Source organism: Flavobacterium flavipallidum (assembly GCF_038289905.1).
Classification (GTDB): Bacteria; Bacteroidota; Bacteroidia; order Flavobacteriales; family Flavobacteriaceae; genus Flavobacterium; species Flavobacterium flavipallidum.
Genome location: NZ_JBBYHU010000002.1, coordinates 15,687 through 31,522, shown reverse-complemented (window position 1 = coordinate 31,522; position 15,836 = coordinate 15,687). Strand labels below are relative to the sequence as shown.

At 32.7% G+C, this 15,836-nt stretch carries 15 protein-coding genes; 10 read left to right on the top strand and 5 right to left on the bottom strand.

Annotated features, from left to right (window positions below; all coding sequences use genetic code 11):
- Positions 1-38 precede the first annotated feature (38 nt).
- The 3 genes from AAEO59_RS01470 to lysS all read right to left on the bottom strand — a co-directional run bounded on the left by AAEO59_RS01470 (position 39) and on the right by lysS (position 3,688).
- Positions 39-545 carry a hypothetical protein gene (locus AAEO59_RS01470; protein WP_341698978.1) on the bottom strand — a complete coding sequence of 169 codons (507 nt, stop codon included), beginning with the start codon at positions 543-545 and terminating at the stop codon, positions 39-41.
- Positions 542-1,870 carry an AAA family ATPase gene (locus tag AAEO59_RS01465; RefSeq protein WP_341698977.1) on the bottom strand — a complete coding sequence of 443 codons (1,329 nt, stop codon included), beginning with the start codon at positions 1,868-1,870 and terminating at the stop codon, positions 542-544. Before AAEO59_RS01465 ends, AAEO59_RS01470 begins: the two co-directional genes overlap by 4 nt.
- Positions 1,871-1,987: 117 nt before the next feature.
- The gene (lysS, locus tag AAEO59_RS01460) at positions 1,988-3,688 is read right to left on the bottom strand and encodes a lysine--tRNA ligase (protein ID WP_341698976.1); all 1,701 of its coding nucleotides are present in this window, start codon (positions 3,686-3,688) and stop codon (positions 1,988-1,990) included.
- Between the two features lie 357 nt (positions 3,689-4,045).
- Between lysS and AAEO59_RS01455 the strand changes: the two genes are divergently transcribed.
- From AAEO59_RS01455 to lipB, 3 genes are all read left to right on the top strand, one after another.
- Positions 4,046-5,020, top strand: a complete 975-nt coding sequence (locus tag AAEO59_RS01455) for a hypothetical protein (RefSeq protein WP_341698975.1) — start codon at positions 4,046-4,048, stop codon at positions 5,018-5,020.
- A gap of 81 nt (positions 5,021-5,101) precedes the next feature.
- Positions 5,102-5,866, top strand: a complete 765-nt coding sequence (locus AAEO59_RS01450; protein WP_341698974.1) for a hypothetical protein — start codon at positions 5,102-5,104, stop codon at positions 5,864-5,866.
- A gap of 156 nt (positions 5,867-6,022) precedes the next feature.
- A complete protein-coding gene (lipB, locus tag AAEO59_RS01445) occupies positions 6,023-6,724 on the top strand; it encodes a lipoyl(octanoyl) transferase LipB (RefSeq protein WP_341698973.1) in 702 nt (233 codons plus the stop codon).
- Between the two features lie 74 nt (positions 6,725-6,798).
- Here lipB and AAEO59_RS01440 read toward each other — a convergent pair whose 3' ends face one another.
- Positions 6,799-7,458 carry a ribonuclease HII gene (locus tag AAEO59_RS01440; protein ID WP_341698972.1) on the bottom strand — a complete coding sequence of 220 codons (660 nt, stop codon included), beginning with the start codon at positions 7,456-7,458 and terminating at the stop codon, positions 6,799-6,801.
- A 170-nt stretch (positions 7,459-7,628) separates the two neighbouring features.
- Here AAEO59_RS01440 and AAEO59_RS01435 point away from each other — a divergent pair, with 170 nt between their 5' ends.
- The 4 genes from AAEO59_RS01435 to AAEO59_RS01420 all read left to right on the top strand — a co-directional run bounded on the left by AAEO59_RS01435 (position 7,629) and on the right by AAEO59_RS01420 (position 11,703).
- Positions 7,629-9,581 (top strand): putative porin, encoded by a 1,953-nt coding sequence (locus AAEO59_RS01435; protein WP_341698971.1) that lies wholly within the window; start codon positions 7,629-7,631, stop codon positions 9,579-9,581.
- A gap of 6 nt (positions 9,582-9,587) precedes the next feature.
- Positions 9,588-10,070, top strand: coding sequence for a 3'-5' exonuclease (locus AAEO59_RS01430; RefSeq protein WP_341698970.1), 483 nt, complete (start codon positions 9,588-9,590; stop codon positions 10,068-10,070).
- Between the two features lie 59 nt (positions 10,071-10,129).
- Positions 10,130-11,401 carry a DUF2851 family protein gene (locus AAEO59_RS01425; RefSeq protein WP_341698969.1) on the top strand — a complete coding sequence of 424 codons (1,272 nt, stop codon included), beginning with the start codon at positions 10,130-10,132 and terminating at the stop codon, positions 11,399-11,401.
- A 74-nt stretch (positions 11,402-11,475) separates the two neighbouring features.
- Positions 11,476-11,703 (top strand): PspC family transcriptional regulator, encoded by a 228-nt coding sequence (locus AAEO59_RS01420; RefSeq protein WP_066310221.1) that lies wholly within the window; start codon positions 11,476-11,478, stop codon positions 11,701-11,703.
- A gap of 54 nt (positions 11,704-11,757) precedes the next feature.
- Here AAEO59_RS01420 and AAEO59_RS01415 read toward each other — a convergent pair whose 3' ends face one another.
- Positions 11,758-13,242 (bottom strand): amino acid permease, encoded by a 1,485-nt coding sequence (locus AAEO59_RS01415; RefSeq protein WP_341698967.1) that lies wholly within the window; start codon positions 13,240-13,242, stop codon positions 11,758-11,760.
- A 196-nt stretch (positions 13,243-13,438) separates the two neighbouring features.
- On the opposite strand from AAEO59_RS01415, the gene AAEO59_RS01410 reads away from it, so the two are divergent.
- From AAEO59_RS01410 to rpsU, 3 genes are all read left to right on the top strand, one after another.
- Complete coding sequence (locus AAEO59_RS01410; protein WP_341698966.1) at positions 13,439-14,317, top strand: ComEA family DNA-binding protein; 879 nt, start codon at positions 13,439-13,441, stop codon at positions 14,315-14,317.
- 17 nt (positions 14,318-14,334) lie between these two features.
- Positions 14,335-15,477, top strand: a complete 1,143-nt coding sequence (locus AAEO59_RS01405) for an acyl-CoA dehydrogenase family protein (RefSeq protein ID WP_341699119.1) — start codon at positions 14,335-14,337, stop codon at positions 15,475-15,477.
- A gap of 138 nt (positions 15,478-15,615) precedes the next feature.
- Positions 15,616-15,810, top strand: a complete 195-nt coding sequence (gene rpsU, locus AAEO59_RS01400; RefSeq protein WP_026713289.1) for a 30S ribosomal protein S21 — start codon at positions 15,616-15,618, stop codon at positions 15,808-15,810.
- Positions 15,811-15,836: the final 26 nt, after the last annotated feature.

Genomic DNA, 15,836 nt, shown 5'->3' with positions numbered 1-15,836 from the left:
AACCCGTCTCGTGTTTTAGAACGAGACAGGTTTGAATATTATTCGAATTTGATAAGATTTCCTTCTGAAAAATCTGAATTATATTGTTTAAATAAAACTTTTCGTGCTTGATCTCCGGCTTTAATTGTTTTTGATTTGGATTGGAAACATATTTGAGCATAAATTGTAATCGAATCTAGTTTCATTTTAGATTTATAGAACTCAATTGTTGCAATTAACTGTTTTGTTGCATCGTTTCTTTCTTTTCTTCTATTCCTAGGTTTTACGTCTTTTGATTCTATGAAATAGAGTTTGTCACCCTCAAATAAAACCCAGTCACATTTTTTTGAGTCCTCATTTTTCATGATTGAATTTTCGTTTTCTAGAAACAAAATTTTTTTCAAGTTTTCATTTTCTAAACATAGATTCCAGTATTCTTCTTCAGATTTGAATTGAACAGTAGAGTCTTTAATTTCTTCAAGATAATAAATTGAATTCTCTAATGTTTTATAGCAAACATCTTTTTCTAAATAAGGAAAATTAGCTAATAATTCTTCAAAACTCATAGATCCAACAATTTATCAAATTCATCTGAAAAAGAATCAGAAACCGAATCAATCATATTCTCTTTGATTTGTCCCAATTTATCATCCATTATTTTTTTTGCTTTTCCATTTTTTAACTCATAAGCAATGAAGTTCTTTGGATTAAGCCAAGATTCTTTTTTAATGATTTTATTGACTTCTTTTGGATATATTTTTCCCTTATCAAATGCCAAAAGCAAATTATTTATTGATGCTAAAACAAATGGACTGTGTGTTGTTAAAATTAAATTCTTTCTTTCTTCTAAACAGTTTTTTACCAAATATTTAATCAGTTCGTGTTGTGCTTTAGGATACAAGTTCAATTCAGGCTCTTCAACAACAAAATTGAAATTGTATTCGTCTTTTAATGATTTTGAATATTCTACTAATAGTAAAATTGGAATTATAGATTGTAGACCAGAAGCTGATTCTAATAAATCAACTTTTTCAGTTTGATTGTGATATATGTATGATGTTTTTCCTTCTCTTTTATATTTTATTTTTTTATCAACAATACTTAGTGGTAATTCTTTAATTGTCTGAAGCGCTTTTTCGTAATCTTGTCCACTATTTAATAAATGTTTAGGTATCTGTATGTTATTATTTATTAAACCTAATGTGTTTTCTGCTATTAAATGAAGAAAGTTTCTTTCCGAAGGAATATAAATTGAGTCAAATGAGAATATATTTGGAAAAACACTGATAATTTTATCATATAAAAATATATAATTTTCAATGCTTTTTTCAATTCCTAATATATCAATTAATATATCAACATCTAAATCATTAATCCGATCATTTTTTATTCTGATTTTAAGAAAATCTATTTCGAATTTAATTTTTTGTTTGTCTGTTTCAAAAATTAAATAAAAATTTTCTTTATTTATAAGATTATAAGCATTTACAATTAACCTAATTAATTTTTTAATTCTATCAGCTAAATCTAGTTCATTGAAGTGTTTAGGATCGATCTCTTTAATTCTTGATAAAGTTTCTTGTAATGTGTTTTTTTTGAATTTTTTTTCAGAAAAAATAAATTCAGCAATGGTAGTATTTACATCAATACTCTTGTATTCAATATAACTTTCATCTTTCAGATAAGATAAAATATTGTATTTTTTTAATTCATTTTCAAAAGTTATTTTAGAATCACTTCTGAAATTTTCATCTTCAAAAATCGAAATTAATTTAGCCAAAGTACTTTTTCCAGAAGCTTGTGCTCCAATAAAAGTGACCATTTCTCTAACTTCGATTTCAATATCTTTTAGAGGTCCAAAATTTTTAACAATGAGTTTTGCTCTTTCCATGTCTCAAAAATATGAAAATAATTACGATTTAATTTAAAAAAAGGAACTTCAATTGAAGTTCCTTTTAGTGTTTTCAAACCTGACAGGTTTGAATAATTTTATAAAAGAATAAAAAAACTATCCCACTAATTCCACTACTTTACTTTCGCCTTCAATAGCTACTTTAGTTAAACCGTGTTTAGATAAGTTTTTCATAGACGCATCCCATTTTTTACCGCTTAAATTTGCAGAAATTTTTAATTGCGTCAAATCCATTTTATTTTCACTTTTTTTCAATAAATCAACGATGAATTTTTCTTCATCAGAAAGTTCAATTGTTTGTTTTTTCTCAGGTCTCATTTGTGGGAACAACAATACTTCCTGAATAGAAGCATTATTAGTCAGGAACATCATCAAACGGTCCATTCCAATTCCTAATCCAGATGTTGGAGGCATTCCGTATTCCAAGGCTCTTAAGAAATCTTCATCGATGATTCCGTTAGCTTCATCATCTCCTTTGGCAGCCAAACGCATTTGGTCTTCAAAACGTTCTCTTTGATCAATTGGGTCGTTTAATTCTGAATACGCATTGGCAACTTCTTTACCACAAACCATTAATTCAAAACGCTCTGTCAATTCAGGATTGTCACGGTGTTCTTTACAAAGTGGCGACATTTCTTTTGGATAATCGGTAATGAATGTTGGCTGAATATAATTTCCTTCACATTTTGCTCCAAAAATCTCATCAATCAATTTTCCTTTACCCATGGTTTCATCCACTTCAATTCCCATTCCTTTTGCAGCTTCGTATAATTCAGCTTCGCTTTTTCCGGAAATATCAAAACCAGTAAAATGTTTGATAGAATCCGTCATCGTCACTCGGGCAAAAGGCGCTTTGAAACTGATTTGGTGTTCTCCAAAAGTCACATCGCTGGTTCCATTTACCGAAACAGCACAATGCTCTAACAAACGCTCCGTGAAATCCATCATCCAGTTGTAGTCTTTGTAGGCTACATATATTTCCATGGCAGTAAATTCAGGGTTGTGGGTTCTGTCCATTCCTTCGTTACGGAAGTTTTTGGAGAACTCATAAACACCGTCAAATCCACCAACGATTAATCTTTTTAAGTACAACTCATTCGCAATACGCATGTACAACGGAATATCCAATGAGTTATGGTGTGTAATAAACGGACGCGCCGCTGCTCCACCAGGAATGGATTGTAAAACCGGAGTTTCTACTTCAAGGTATCCCGCATCGTTAAAGAAACCACGCATCGCATTGAATAATTTAGTTCTTTTGATAAAGGTTTCTTTTACCTGTGGGTTTACGGTTAAATCGACATAACGCATACGGTAACGCAATTCGGCATCGTTGAAAGCGTCAAAAACTTTTCCGTCTTCATCTACTTTTGGTAAAGGAAGCGGACGCAACGTTTTGCTTAGGAAAGTAAAACCGCTTACGCGAATACATTTTGCACCTACTTGAGTTGTAAACAATTCTCCTTCAATTCCGATATAATCTCCTAAATCGGTTAGTTTTTTGAAAACCTGATTGTATAAAGTTTTATCATCACCTTCACACAAAACATCACGGTTCACGTACAATTGAATACGTCCTTCGCTATCCTGCAATTCGGCAAAACAAGCTTTTCCCTGATCTCTCACACTCATCAAACGTCCCGCAACAATCACCTTCTTTCCTTCTTCAAACGTTTCCTTTATTTGCTTTGAAGTATGATTTACAGGAAAAAGATTCGCAGGATAAGGATTGATACCTAAGTTGCGTAAAGATTGAAGTTTTTCTCTTCGGATGATTTCTTGTTCTGATAATGCCATTATAGTCTGATTTTTAAGACCGCAAAGATAAAAAAAAGAATGCAGACTTTAGAATGCAGATTTTTAGAATTTTTAGGAGCAGAAAACCTCCGTTTTTTATCACGATTTGTCTCGCTATTCGTTGCAAACAAAGTTCACTGAACTCCGCTGAAAATAGAAATTTAGTGAAGTAATCTTTTTGTTTTTTAAGAAAAAACAAAAAGGATTTTCACTGCTATCGGGGCAAGAATAGACAGTTGTAGTTTTTATAAATACAAAAAGGAAGAAAAAACTTTAGTTTGGTTTTGTGAATCCTTGAAAGTTGTTTAAACTTGTGACGTTTATGAATTGAATAATCTTCAAGAAAATACAAATGTGATGAAAAAAAGAATTGAAGCAATATTGCCAACTGAAGATAAGAAAAGGAAATGGTTTGCTATGATAGTAACTGCTCTAATTTCAGGTTTATTGACAGTATGGGGGATTTATGGAATTAAAGAATATGGGATAGCTTTATTTATTTTGACACCACTGTTTATTGGTTTAGGTTCTACGGTTTTATATGGAATTAAAAACGGGATTACTTATAAAAAAGCTTGGCAAATAGGTTTTTTAACGCTAGGGATTTATACAGTAGGGCTTTTGGTATTTGCAATAGAGGGATTAATCTGTATTGTAATGGCAGCGCCAATTGGAATTTTACTTACCTGGATAGGTAGTTTAATTGGTTTAGCTTTGTTAAATGATACTTCAAACAAAGCGCCAACAGCGATGTTAATTTTAATAGGTATTATTCCAACAATGGCTTTTATTGAAAAAGAGAGTAAACCTAATTTGACTTTTGTTGTAACTTCTATAGAAATTAATGCTAATCCAAAAGTAGTCTGGGAAAATGTTGTTGAATTTCCTCAACTGAAAGAGCCAATGGAGTTCATTTTTAAAACTGGAATAGCATATCCTATAAATGCTAAGATAAAAGGAAGAGGAGTTGGGGCTGTTAGATATTGTAATTTTACAACAGGCAGTTTTGTAGAACCAATTACGACTTGGAAAGAATCTAAGCTTTTAAAATTTGATGTAGTGGAACAACCAGCGCCAATGAAAGAATTGAGTTTTTGGGATATAAATGCTCCGCATTTACATGATTATTTTGTTTCTAAAAAAGGACAATTTAGATTAGTAGCTTTGCCAAATGGGAAAACAATTTTAGAAGGAACAACCTGGTATTACCACAATATTAAACCAGGTATTTATTGGCAAGTTTGGAGTAATTATATTATTCATAAAATTCACGATAGAGTATTAATGCATATAAAAGAGAATGCGGAGGAAGAACAAAAAAATGGGAAATGATGTTATTTGTTGATTAATATTACTACTTAGATTTTATTCTTTACGACCCTTGAAATTTTAACTTAAAATATTTAACAAACAATGACAAAATTATACAAATTACTTAGTCTTTCACTTTTAGTACTAACGCTTGCAAGCTGCAACTTCACCGAAAACATCGATGTTCAGCCTGACGGAACCGGAAAATTTTCGTTGGAAATGGATGGAGCAGGTTTGCTGGCGATGGCTGGTGATAAATTAGGAAATGAATTGGGTATGAAAAATAACGCTAAGGCAATAGATTCTACTTTTTCATTCAAAGAAATTTTTGATAAGAAGAAAGATAGTATAGCTAAAATGTCTCCCGAGCAACAGGCGGCTATTAAAAAAATGGAAAACTTTGTGATGAATATCAAAATGAATCCTGAAGCCCAACAATTGTTGTTCTCGATGAATACGCCATTTAAAAGTGTCAATGAATTAGGAGGCTTGATGGAAAGTATGTCGGCATTGAAAGAACTCAAAGGAAAATCAGATAAAAAAAGCAATCCAGCCGCGATGTTGAGCGGTATTGGGAATGATAATTCTAAATTGACTTTTAGCTATAATGGAAAGCAGTTTACACGTAAAGCTATTGTTTCTAAAGAAGCCTTAGAGAAAATAGCAACCGATTCAATCGGAATGGCTAAGATGATTTTTGCTTCTTCCAAGTATACTTTAAAATACCATTTTCCTAAAGCCGTAAAATCGGTTTCTAATCCTGATGCGCTATTTAGCGCTGATCGAAAAACCATCACCGTAGAATATCCTTTTACTGAATATACGGAGAATCCAGAGAAATTGAATTTGAATGTAGTTTTTGAATAGTTTCAAAATTTATTTTAGACCACAGATTCACAGATTTTATTTTTTGATTAAAATTGGAAAAATAAAATCTGCGAATCTGCGGTTAATTTTTCTGTCGTTAATCTCTACGCAGAAAACAGAATAATTAATTGTATTTTTGCAGCTCACAAATGAGAGATGAATAAAACAATCCAACTTCAAGATTTAGGAAACAAAGATTATAAATCGACTTGGGAATATCAGGAAGCTTTGTTTAAAGGAATTGTCGATTTAAAAATTCAAAACCGTAGAGAGGAAACTAATCTTTCTACACCTAATTATTTTCTTTTTGTGGAGCATCCACACGTTTATACCTTAGGGAAAAGTGGGGATTTTGAAAATTTATTGCTTTCTGAGAAACAGTTGGAAGCCAAAGGCGCTACTTTCTACAAAATCAATCGTGGGGGAGATATCACCTATCACGGACCGGGACAAATTGTAGGTTACCCTATTTTGGATTTGGAAAATTTCTTTACTGATATTCATAAGTATTTACGTTTGCTTGAAGAAACTATAATTCTAACCTTAAACGAATATGGCATAGAATGTGGACGCAGCGAAGGCGAAACCGGAGTTTGGCTTGGGGTGGGAACGCCATTTGCCCGTAAAATTTGTGCTATGGGTGTGCGTGCTTCCCGATGGGTAACCATGCACGGTTTTGCGTTGAATGTCAATGCCGATTTAGGTTATTTTGATAATATTATTCCTTGTGGTATTCGCGGAAAAGCAGTGACTTCACTTAATGTGGAACTTGGCGTTGAAAAAGTGGATGAAGAAGAAGTGAAAGCAAAAATCTTAAAGCATTTTACTCAGTTGTTTGAAGCAGAATTTAAATTATAATTATGTCACTGTCAAGTCGAGCGCAGTCGAGACTAACTAATGAGTCTCGACTGCGCTCGACTTGACAAAACGCACTATAAATCCAAAGTCAACTGTTCCGGCAATAATCGAAAACTCATACGGTGGTATTTGCAAGGGCCGTATTTTTCAATGGCTTCGCGATGTTCTTTAGTTGGGTAACCTTTGTTTTTCTTCCAGTTGTACATTGGGAATTCTTCATGAATTTTGTCCATGTATTCATCACGATAGGTTTTGGCTAATACTGAAGCGGCTGCAATGTTCAAAAATTTTGCATCACCTTTTACAATGCTTTTATTCGGGATGGATTTGAGCAGAGTAATTTCTTCAGCGGTGAATTGTTTGCCAAAATTATTCTTCAATCCTAGTTTAGCATTGATGTTTCGGTTGCCGTCCACAATGATAAATTCGGGAGTTGGGTTTAATTTTAATATGCATTCCTGCATTCCTTTCATCGAAGCGTTCAGAATATTGATTTCGTCAATTTCGTTAGGAAATAAATGAGTGACAGCAAAAGTGACCGCTTGTTCTTCAATTACTGGACGCAATTTTTCTCTAACTTTTTCAGATAATTGTTTACTGTCGTTAAGAACGGAATTGTTGAAATCTAAAGGAAGAATTATAGCTGCTGCAGTTACCGGACCGGCAAGACAACCACGACCCGCTTCGTCAGTTCCTGCTTCAAGTAGTAATTGTGAAAAAGTAGATGCTAGCATAATGAAAAGTTTTTTGGAAGCAAAGATTATAAATTTTTTAAGATAATAGTTCTTTATTCTAACGTTTGCTTATAATTTGAAGCAATTAAGTTGTTTTTTTATACGGTTTTATCGTTTACCTTTGCTCCAAAGTTAGTTTAAAAATAAACCCAAATTATACAGTGTTTCGAATGAGAATTCTCCTTTTTATATATTTTCTTGTACTGCCTGCAATGCTATTTTCTCAAAAGAAAGATCCAAGAGAAAACGAAACTCAAAAAAGAAGTTTTGCAGATCGATTAAAGGGTGGAAAAGAAAAAGATACTGCTAAAGTAGCAACAATAGATATGTATCGATTTATTACTTTAGAGCGCGACACTACTTATTTAGATACTTCGTTAACAATTGAACGAGAATACAGTCATAATTTTCTTCGAAGAGATTTGTTTGGTTTATTAGCTTTCCCAAATGAGGGACAAGCTTATAATACACTTCAGTATAGTTTGACGGAGCAATCGGCTTATCCGGAAATGGGTTTTAAAGCCAAACATTTTAATTTTTTAGAAGCAAATCAAATTCGTTATGCCTCTGTAGCAACTCCTGTAACCGAATTGTATTTTAAATCCATTTTAGCCAAAGGGCATTCGGTTGATTCCTATTTTACGGTTAATCCATCGCCAAATTTAAATTTGTCTATTGCGTATAAGGGTTTGCGTTCAGAAGGGAAATACATCAATCAGTTAACCACTACAGGAAGTTTTCGATTTATGATGAGTTACCATACTAAAAGTAAACGCTATTTAATTAATTCACATTTTACTTCTCAGGATGCATTAAATGAAGAGAATGGCGGTATAACAACTCCTGAAGATTTTGAAAGTGGAGATACAAAGTACACTAACAGACAACGTTTGCAGGTTTATTTGACCGATGCAGAATCTTTTTTAAGAGCCAAACGCATCTTTGTAGATCATATATTTAGAGTCAATCCAACTGCTGCAGCTAATAATTTATATGTAACGCATCAGTTAAATTATGAAAATAAAATGTTTCAGTATTATCAACCTACTTTAGAGTCTGCTGTTGGTACACAATCTATTAAACGTTTTGGAGATGCGGTAGTAACCTCTAATTTGAAGGACCAAACCCATTATAACAAAATGTACAATAAAGCTGGTTTAGTCTATGAAAATACAACCTTAGGAAAGTTTCAGTTTTTTATAGATGATTTTAGAAGTAATTTTTATTACAATCGAATTTTAATATTGGATTCCGGTGATATTCCTTCAACTTTATCTCGTACTATAAATAATGTAGGAGGGCAATATGAGTATTGGAAAAACAAATGGCATGGTAAGTTTTTGCTTTCTAAATCTATAAGTAAACAATCAATTTCTAATATAGATGCAAAGTTAAATTATGATTTGAATGATGATTTTCAGTTTGTTTTTGGGTACCAAAACATAAGTAAATTACCGAATGATATTTATAATTTGTACCAAAGTGAATATGAAAGTTTTAATTGGTCAAATAGCTTTAATAATGAGAAAATCAATGTGCTTAGTGGTGCAGTAGTGACACCTTGGTTTGATGCCTCTTTACAATTATCAACATTAACAGATTATTTGTATTTTAAAAATACGGCCACCGATGCAACACAACAAATTGTGACACCAAGCCAATTTGGAGGAACAATAAAATATCTTTCTCTTAAGTTGAGCAAAGAACTTACTTTTGGGAAATTTGCTTTGAATAACACTGTATTGTATCAAAAAACAGAACAAAACGAAGCGGTTTTAAATGTACCTGATTTAGTGACCCGAAATACAATTTACTATAGTAATTATTTCTTTCAACGTGCTTTGTTTATTCAAACAGGAATTACATTGAATTATTTTACAAAGTTTTATGCTAATGATTACAATCCTGTTATTGGTGAGTTTTTTGTGCAACAGCAAAAACAAATTGGAAATTATCCTAACCTTGATTTTTTTATTAATGCCAAAATTCAAAGAACAAGAGTTTATCTAAAAGCGGAGCACTTCAATTCAGCTTATACTGGAAATAATTATTATTCATCTCCTACTAATCCATACCGTGATATGACGATCCGTTTTGGTTTGATTTGGAATTTCTTTAACTAAATCAATATGACTTTTACTGCCATCGATTTTGAAATAGCAACCGCTTTTCATCCTTGTTCTGTTGGTATTGTTACAGTTGAAAACGGAATTGTAGTTGATGAGTTTGTTACTTTAATTCAGCCACCTAATAATCAATATAATCCTTTTACGATTCAAGTTCATGGAATTTACCCTAGCGATACAGCCAGGGCTCAAAATTTTCTTCAGGTTTTTCCAGAAATTCAAAAACGGCTACAAAACAGAGTGGTTGTAGCACACAATGAAAGTTTTGATCGTAATGTTTTGGCTAAATCAATGGCATATTACGGCTTAAATTATACCGATTTAAACATTGCTGATAAATGGGAGTGTACAGTGAAAATTTATAAAGCCAAAGGAGTAAAACCTACAAAACTTAGTGATTGTTGTAAAGTCATGAATATTTCCCTAAATCATCATGAAGCATTGTCGGATGCCAGAGCTTGTGCTCAATTGTATTTAATGCGCTAAAAATATTTTAGGTGTAGGTTTTTTCATTAAATTAGTGTGCTAACTTTTAGTTCATTAAGATGAAAGAAGATTTTTTGCATTATTTATGGAAATATAAAAAGTGGAATACGTTCGATTTGCAAACAACAAACGGTGAAGCAATTTCGATTATACAAACAGGTCAATATTTACAGCAGGCTGGGCCTGATTTTTTTAATGCCCAAATTGTTATTGGAAATCAAAAATGGGCTGGGAATGTAGAAATTCATCTTAAATCTTCCGATTGGTATGTACATCATCATGAAAAAGATACTGCTTATGAAAATGTAATTCTTCATGTAGTTTGGGAGCATGATACTGAGGTTTTTAGGAAAAACAATTCTGAAATTCCTGTGTTAGAGCTTAAAAATTTTGTTGATAAGGCTGTTCTAAATAATTATGAGCAGTTGATAGTTCCAAAATCATGGATTTTTTGCGAAAAAAAGCTGAAGGATGTAGATGATTTTCTTTTAAAAAATTGGCAGGAACGTTTGTTTTTTGAGCGTTTAGAGCGAAAATCAAAAGCTATTTATGAGTTATTAGCGCAAACGAATAATGATTGGGAAGCAGTGTTGTTTTGTATGCTGTCTAAAAATTTTGGATTGAATACAAATGGTGAGGTCTTTTTAAAGATAGCTCAATCGATACCTTTTGACATTATTCGAAAAGAAAGTTTTGAAGTAGAAAATCTGGAAGCATTATTGCTGGGTAAAGCCGGTTTGCTGGATGGGGATAAAGAAGATAATTATTTTAAAGATTTAAAATTCCGATATTTTTATTTGCTTCACAAATACCAATTAGAATCAAAATCGGAAGGTCAAGTACAGTTTTTTAAACATCGTCCCGATAATTTTCCTAATATTCGATTGTCTCAATTAGCGCATTTGTATCATTTACATCAAAATCTATTTTCTAAAATCAATACTATTTTAAAACTCGAAAAGGTGTATGAATTGTTTCAATTAAGTACTTCTGCTTATTGGGAAACGCATTATCAATTTGATAAAGAAAGTCCAAAAAAATCTAAAAGATTATCCAAGTCTTTCGTCGATTTATTATTGATTAATACGATTATACCTGTTCAGTTTGCTTATGCTAAAAGTCTTGGTAAGGAAATGACAGAAGATTTAGTAGCAATGCAGGCCGAGGTTTCGCCAGAAAAAAATACAATTATTGAAAAGTTTGAATCTTTTGGTTTAAAAGCGGCTAATGCTTTTGAGACCCAATCTTTATTGCAATTAAAAAATGAATATTGTGCTGGAGGTAGATGTTTGGATTGTGCTATTGGCACGGCTCTGTTAAAAAATGCTTGATTAGGTTATTCGTTAATTTGAAACTCGGTAATGTTTTAATTTCGTATTTTTACCCAATCACAAAAGGATTAAGAATGTCAGCAATTTTAAAACTTAAGTTTTTTTTCGAAAAATACGGATTTCATGTTTCATCACGTCTTGCCGATAAATTAGGGATGCGTGTAACTAGTGTGCGCCTATTTTTTATTTATATTTCTTTTGTAACTGTAGGATTAGGATTTGGAGTCTATTTAACCTTAGCCTTTTGGATTCGATTGAAGGATTTGATTAGAGCTAAACGAACATCTGTTTTTGATTTATAAAAAAAAGCCCTCTGAAATTAAAATCTCAGAGGGTTTTTTATGAAGTATTTTGTTTTATTTTGTTTCTTCGGGATTATTTAAAACACTGTTTTTTCTACCGTAAGAGAAATAAACGACTACTCCAAGACCCATCCAAACAAAAAGTCGCATCCAGTTAATCCATCCCAGACCATACATCATTGCCAGACATACAAGAGCACCTAGGACTGGTACTAAAGGTACGAAAGGGGTTTTGAACTCTCTAACCATATTAGGTTCTTTCTTTCGTAGAATAATTACAGAGATACAAACCAAAGCAAATGCAAATAATGTCCCAATACTTGTCATATCTCCCACAATGTCTCCGGGAATAAATGCAGCAAATCCGCCAACAATTATAAGGATTGCAAGATTAGCTTTGTATGGGGTTTTGAACTTAGGATGTACATCACTAAACATTTTAGGTAACAAACCGTCTCTACCCATAGCATAAAAAACTCTGGATTGACCTAAAAGTAATACCAAGATTACTGAAGAGAAACCTGCTAAAATTGCGATGGTAACAAATTCTCCAAGCCATTCATAGCCTATCATGTATTTGTTGATGGCAAATGCTACTGAAGCTTCTTTTCCACCGGTTCTAAAATCTTCTACTGTAGCAACACCTGTAAGTACGTGCGCAAAAAGAATATATAATATGGTACAAATGGCTAATGATCCTAAGATTCCAATAGGCATTGCTGTTTTTGGATTTTTTGTTTCCTGAGCAGCTGTACTTACTGCATCAAACCCAATGAAAGCAAAGAAAACAGTTCCGGCTGCACCAAGAATCCCCATAATTCCTCCAAAAGAATGGTCTATTCCATGTTCATCAGTAAAAACAGAACTTTGAGGGATATAAGGAGTGTGGTTGACAGGGTTTATGAATTTCCATCCAATAAATATTATAAGGATTACAATAGCCGTTTTAAGAATAACTATTAATCCATTAACAAAGGCCGATTCCTGAATACCCTTAATTAGTAGTAAACTGATAATGGATACTATAAATAATGCGGGTAAGTTAATGATTCCATGATGAAGACCATCTGGGGAGGTTTGAAACGGTGAATGTGAAAATTCAAAAGGGATGGGGTTTGTGTGAAGGATGTTGACTAACAAATCATTGAGGTATTCACTCCATGCAATCCCTACTGTAGCAGCTCCTACAGCATATTCTAAAATTAAGTCCCAACCAATAATCCAAGCTAGAAATTCACCCATTGTTGCATAAGTATAGGTATAGGCACTTCCGGAAATGGGTATAGAAGAAGATAATTCGGCATAGCAAAGTCCTGCCAAAGCACAACCTATTGCTGCGACTACGAAGCCAAGCGTAACAGAGGGGCCAGCACTTTGTGCCGCTGCTGTTGCTGTTCTTACAAATAATCCCGCTCCAATAATAGCGCCGATTCCTAAGGCAATTAATGACCAGGCTGTAAGAGTTCGTTTTAATCCCTTTTCTGAATCTTCAGCTTCAGCCATAAGTTTAACTAGTGGTTTCTTGTTCCAAATAGACATGGTTTTGAGTTTTGATGTTGTTTCTCGTCAAAAGTATTGTTTTTTATGAAAAAAACAATGACTTTGGGTTTAAGTTGTAGTATTAGTGTTAAATTGGTTTTTTGTTTGGGTTTTCTTTGTGTATAATTAATTTTTAATAGGTTTATTTTTTATATTTATTCAGAATAATATTTGATAGATACAAATGGATTTAAAAATGATTAGTAACAATTTTAAATTTACTAAAGATCAGCAAAAGGGAGTTTTTTTGTTGCTTTTTATAATTATTGTGTTGCAAATACTTTATTTCTTTTGCGATTTTAGTTTGGTTTCTAAGAAAAATCCTGAAAAGCAGCAATGGCTTGCGTTAGAATCTCAAATGGATTCAATGGAAAACAATCTGAAAAATCGAATTCGGGAAATGTATCCGTTTAATCCTAATTTTATTTCGGATTATAAAGGTTATCAATTAGGAATGTCGGTAGCGGAGATAGATCGGTTGCATGCTTTTAGAAAAGAAAATAAATATGTGAATTCAGCCAAAGAGTTTCAGATGGTGACTGGTGTTTCTGATTCTTTGTTGAATCGTATTGCTCCTTATTTTAAATTTCCGGATTGGGTAAAGCACAAAAAAGAATTTAAACCAATTGCTTTTTCGAATAATAAGTTTGATCATTATTCGAAGAAAGAAAAGTTAATTGTTAAAGATATTAATCAAGCAACTCAGGAAGATTTAATAAAAATTTACGGGATAGGAGAAGCTATTTCAACTCGAATATTAAAATTGAAAGAAAGTTTGGGAGGTTTTGTTTCTATGGAACAAATGAATGATGTTTGGGGTTTGTCACCAGAAGTTGTAGGTCGTTTGAATTCGGGATTTAAAGTGGGGTCACTTTCGAATATCAAAAAAATCGATATTAATAATGCTTCCATTAAAGAACTGGCTCAGTTCCCTTATTTTAAGTATAATCTAGCCAGAGAAATCGTTATTTACAGGAGTATGAATGGAGATATTAAGAATGCAGGAGATTTAAGAAAAATTAAAGGATTTCCAGTTGATAAAGAAAGTATAATTGGTTTATATTTGAACTTTTAAAAAAATAAGCCATAATGATGCATTTTGATAATAGCGAAACACAAAATATGATTGCAGAATCTATAAGAGATTTTGCTGAAAAAAATATTAGACCTCATATAATGGAATGGGATGAGGCGCAGCTATTTCCGGTTGAGCTTTTTAGAGAGCTGGGTGCAATGGGGTTTATGGGGATTTTAGTTCCTGAAGAACTTGGTGGTTCTGGATTAGGGTATCATGAATATATAACGATTGTTGAAGAAATATCTAAAGTAGATCCTTCTATAGGTTTATCGGTAGCGGCACATAATTCTTTGTGTACGAATCATATTTTGACTTTTGGTAATGAAGAGCAAAAAAAGAAATGGATTCCAAAATTAGCTTCGGGGGAACATATTGGTGCTTGGGGTTTAACAGAACATAATACAGGTTCGGATGCTGCTGGTATGAATACAACGGCAAAAAAAGATGGGGATTATTGGATTGTTAATGGAGCTAAGAATTTTATAACACATGCTATTTCTGGGGATATTGCCGTGGTGATTGTTCGTACTGGTGAAAAAGGAGATTCTCGTGGGATGACTGCTTTTGTTTTTGAAAAAGGAACACCGGGATTTACTTCCGGAAAAAAAGAAAATAAATTAGGAATGCGCGCCAGTGAAACGGCTGAATTAATTTTTGATAATTGTCGTATACCGGATGCAAATCGTTTGGGAGAGGTTGGTGAAGGATTCATACAAGCAATGAAAATTTTGGATGGTGGCCGTATTTCGATTGGAGCATTGTCATTAGGTATTGCCAAAGGAGCTTATGAAGCAGCATTGAAATATTCTAAAGAAAGATATCAGTTTGGTAAACCAATTTCGGAATTTCAAGGAGTGTCTTTTAAATTAGTAGATATGGCTACTGAAATTGAGGCTTCTGAATTGTTGTTGCATAAGGCAGCTTTCTTGAAAGAACAACATCGTCCGGTAACTACGGCGGGAGCCATGGCTAAGATGTATGCTTCTGAGGTTTGTGTAAAAGTAGCAAGTGAGGCAGTTCAGATTCATGGGGGGTATGGTTTTACCAAAGATTTTCCTGTTGAAAAATTTTATCGTGATGCTAAATTATGTACGATAGGAGAAGGAACTACTGAAATTCAAAAAGTGGTAATTTCAAGAAATTTGTTGAAAGGATAATTTTAGAAAGCAGAATGCTTTTAGTCTATTCTCTTTTTTCTTGTCTCTATATTCTTTTAAAATAATTTAGAATTAATAACTAATAATTCATAATTAATTTATACTTTTGCAGCCTTAACGAGAGGAGGTGTCAAAATTATGTTAATTATACCAATTAAAGACGGAGAAAATATCGATAGAGCATTAAAGCGCTATAAAAGAAAATTTGATAAAACTGGAACAGTTCGTCAATTAAGAGCACGTACAGCTTTCATTAAACCGTCTGTTAAAAACAGAATGAAATTCCAAAAAGCGGCTTATATCCAAAGTTTGAAAGACAGCTTAGAGAGTTAGTAGTTACTTTTTGAAACAAATAATAA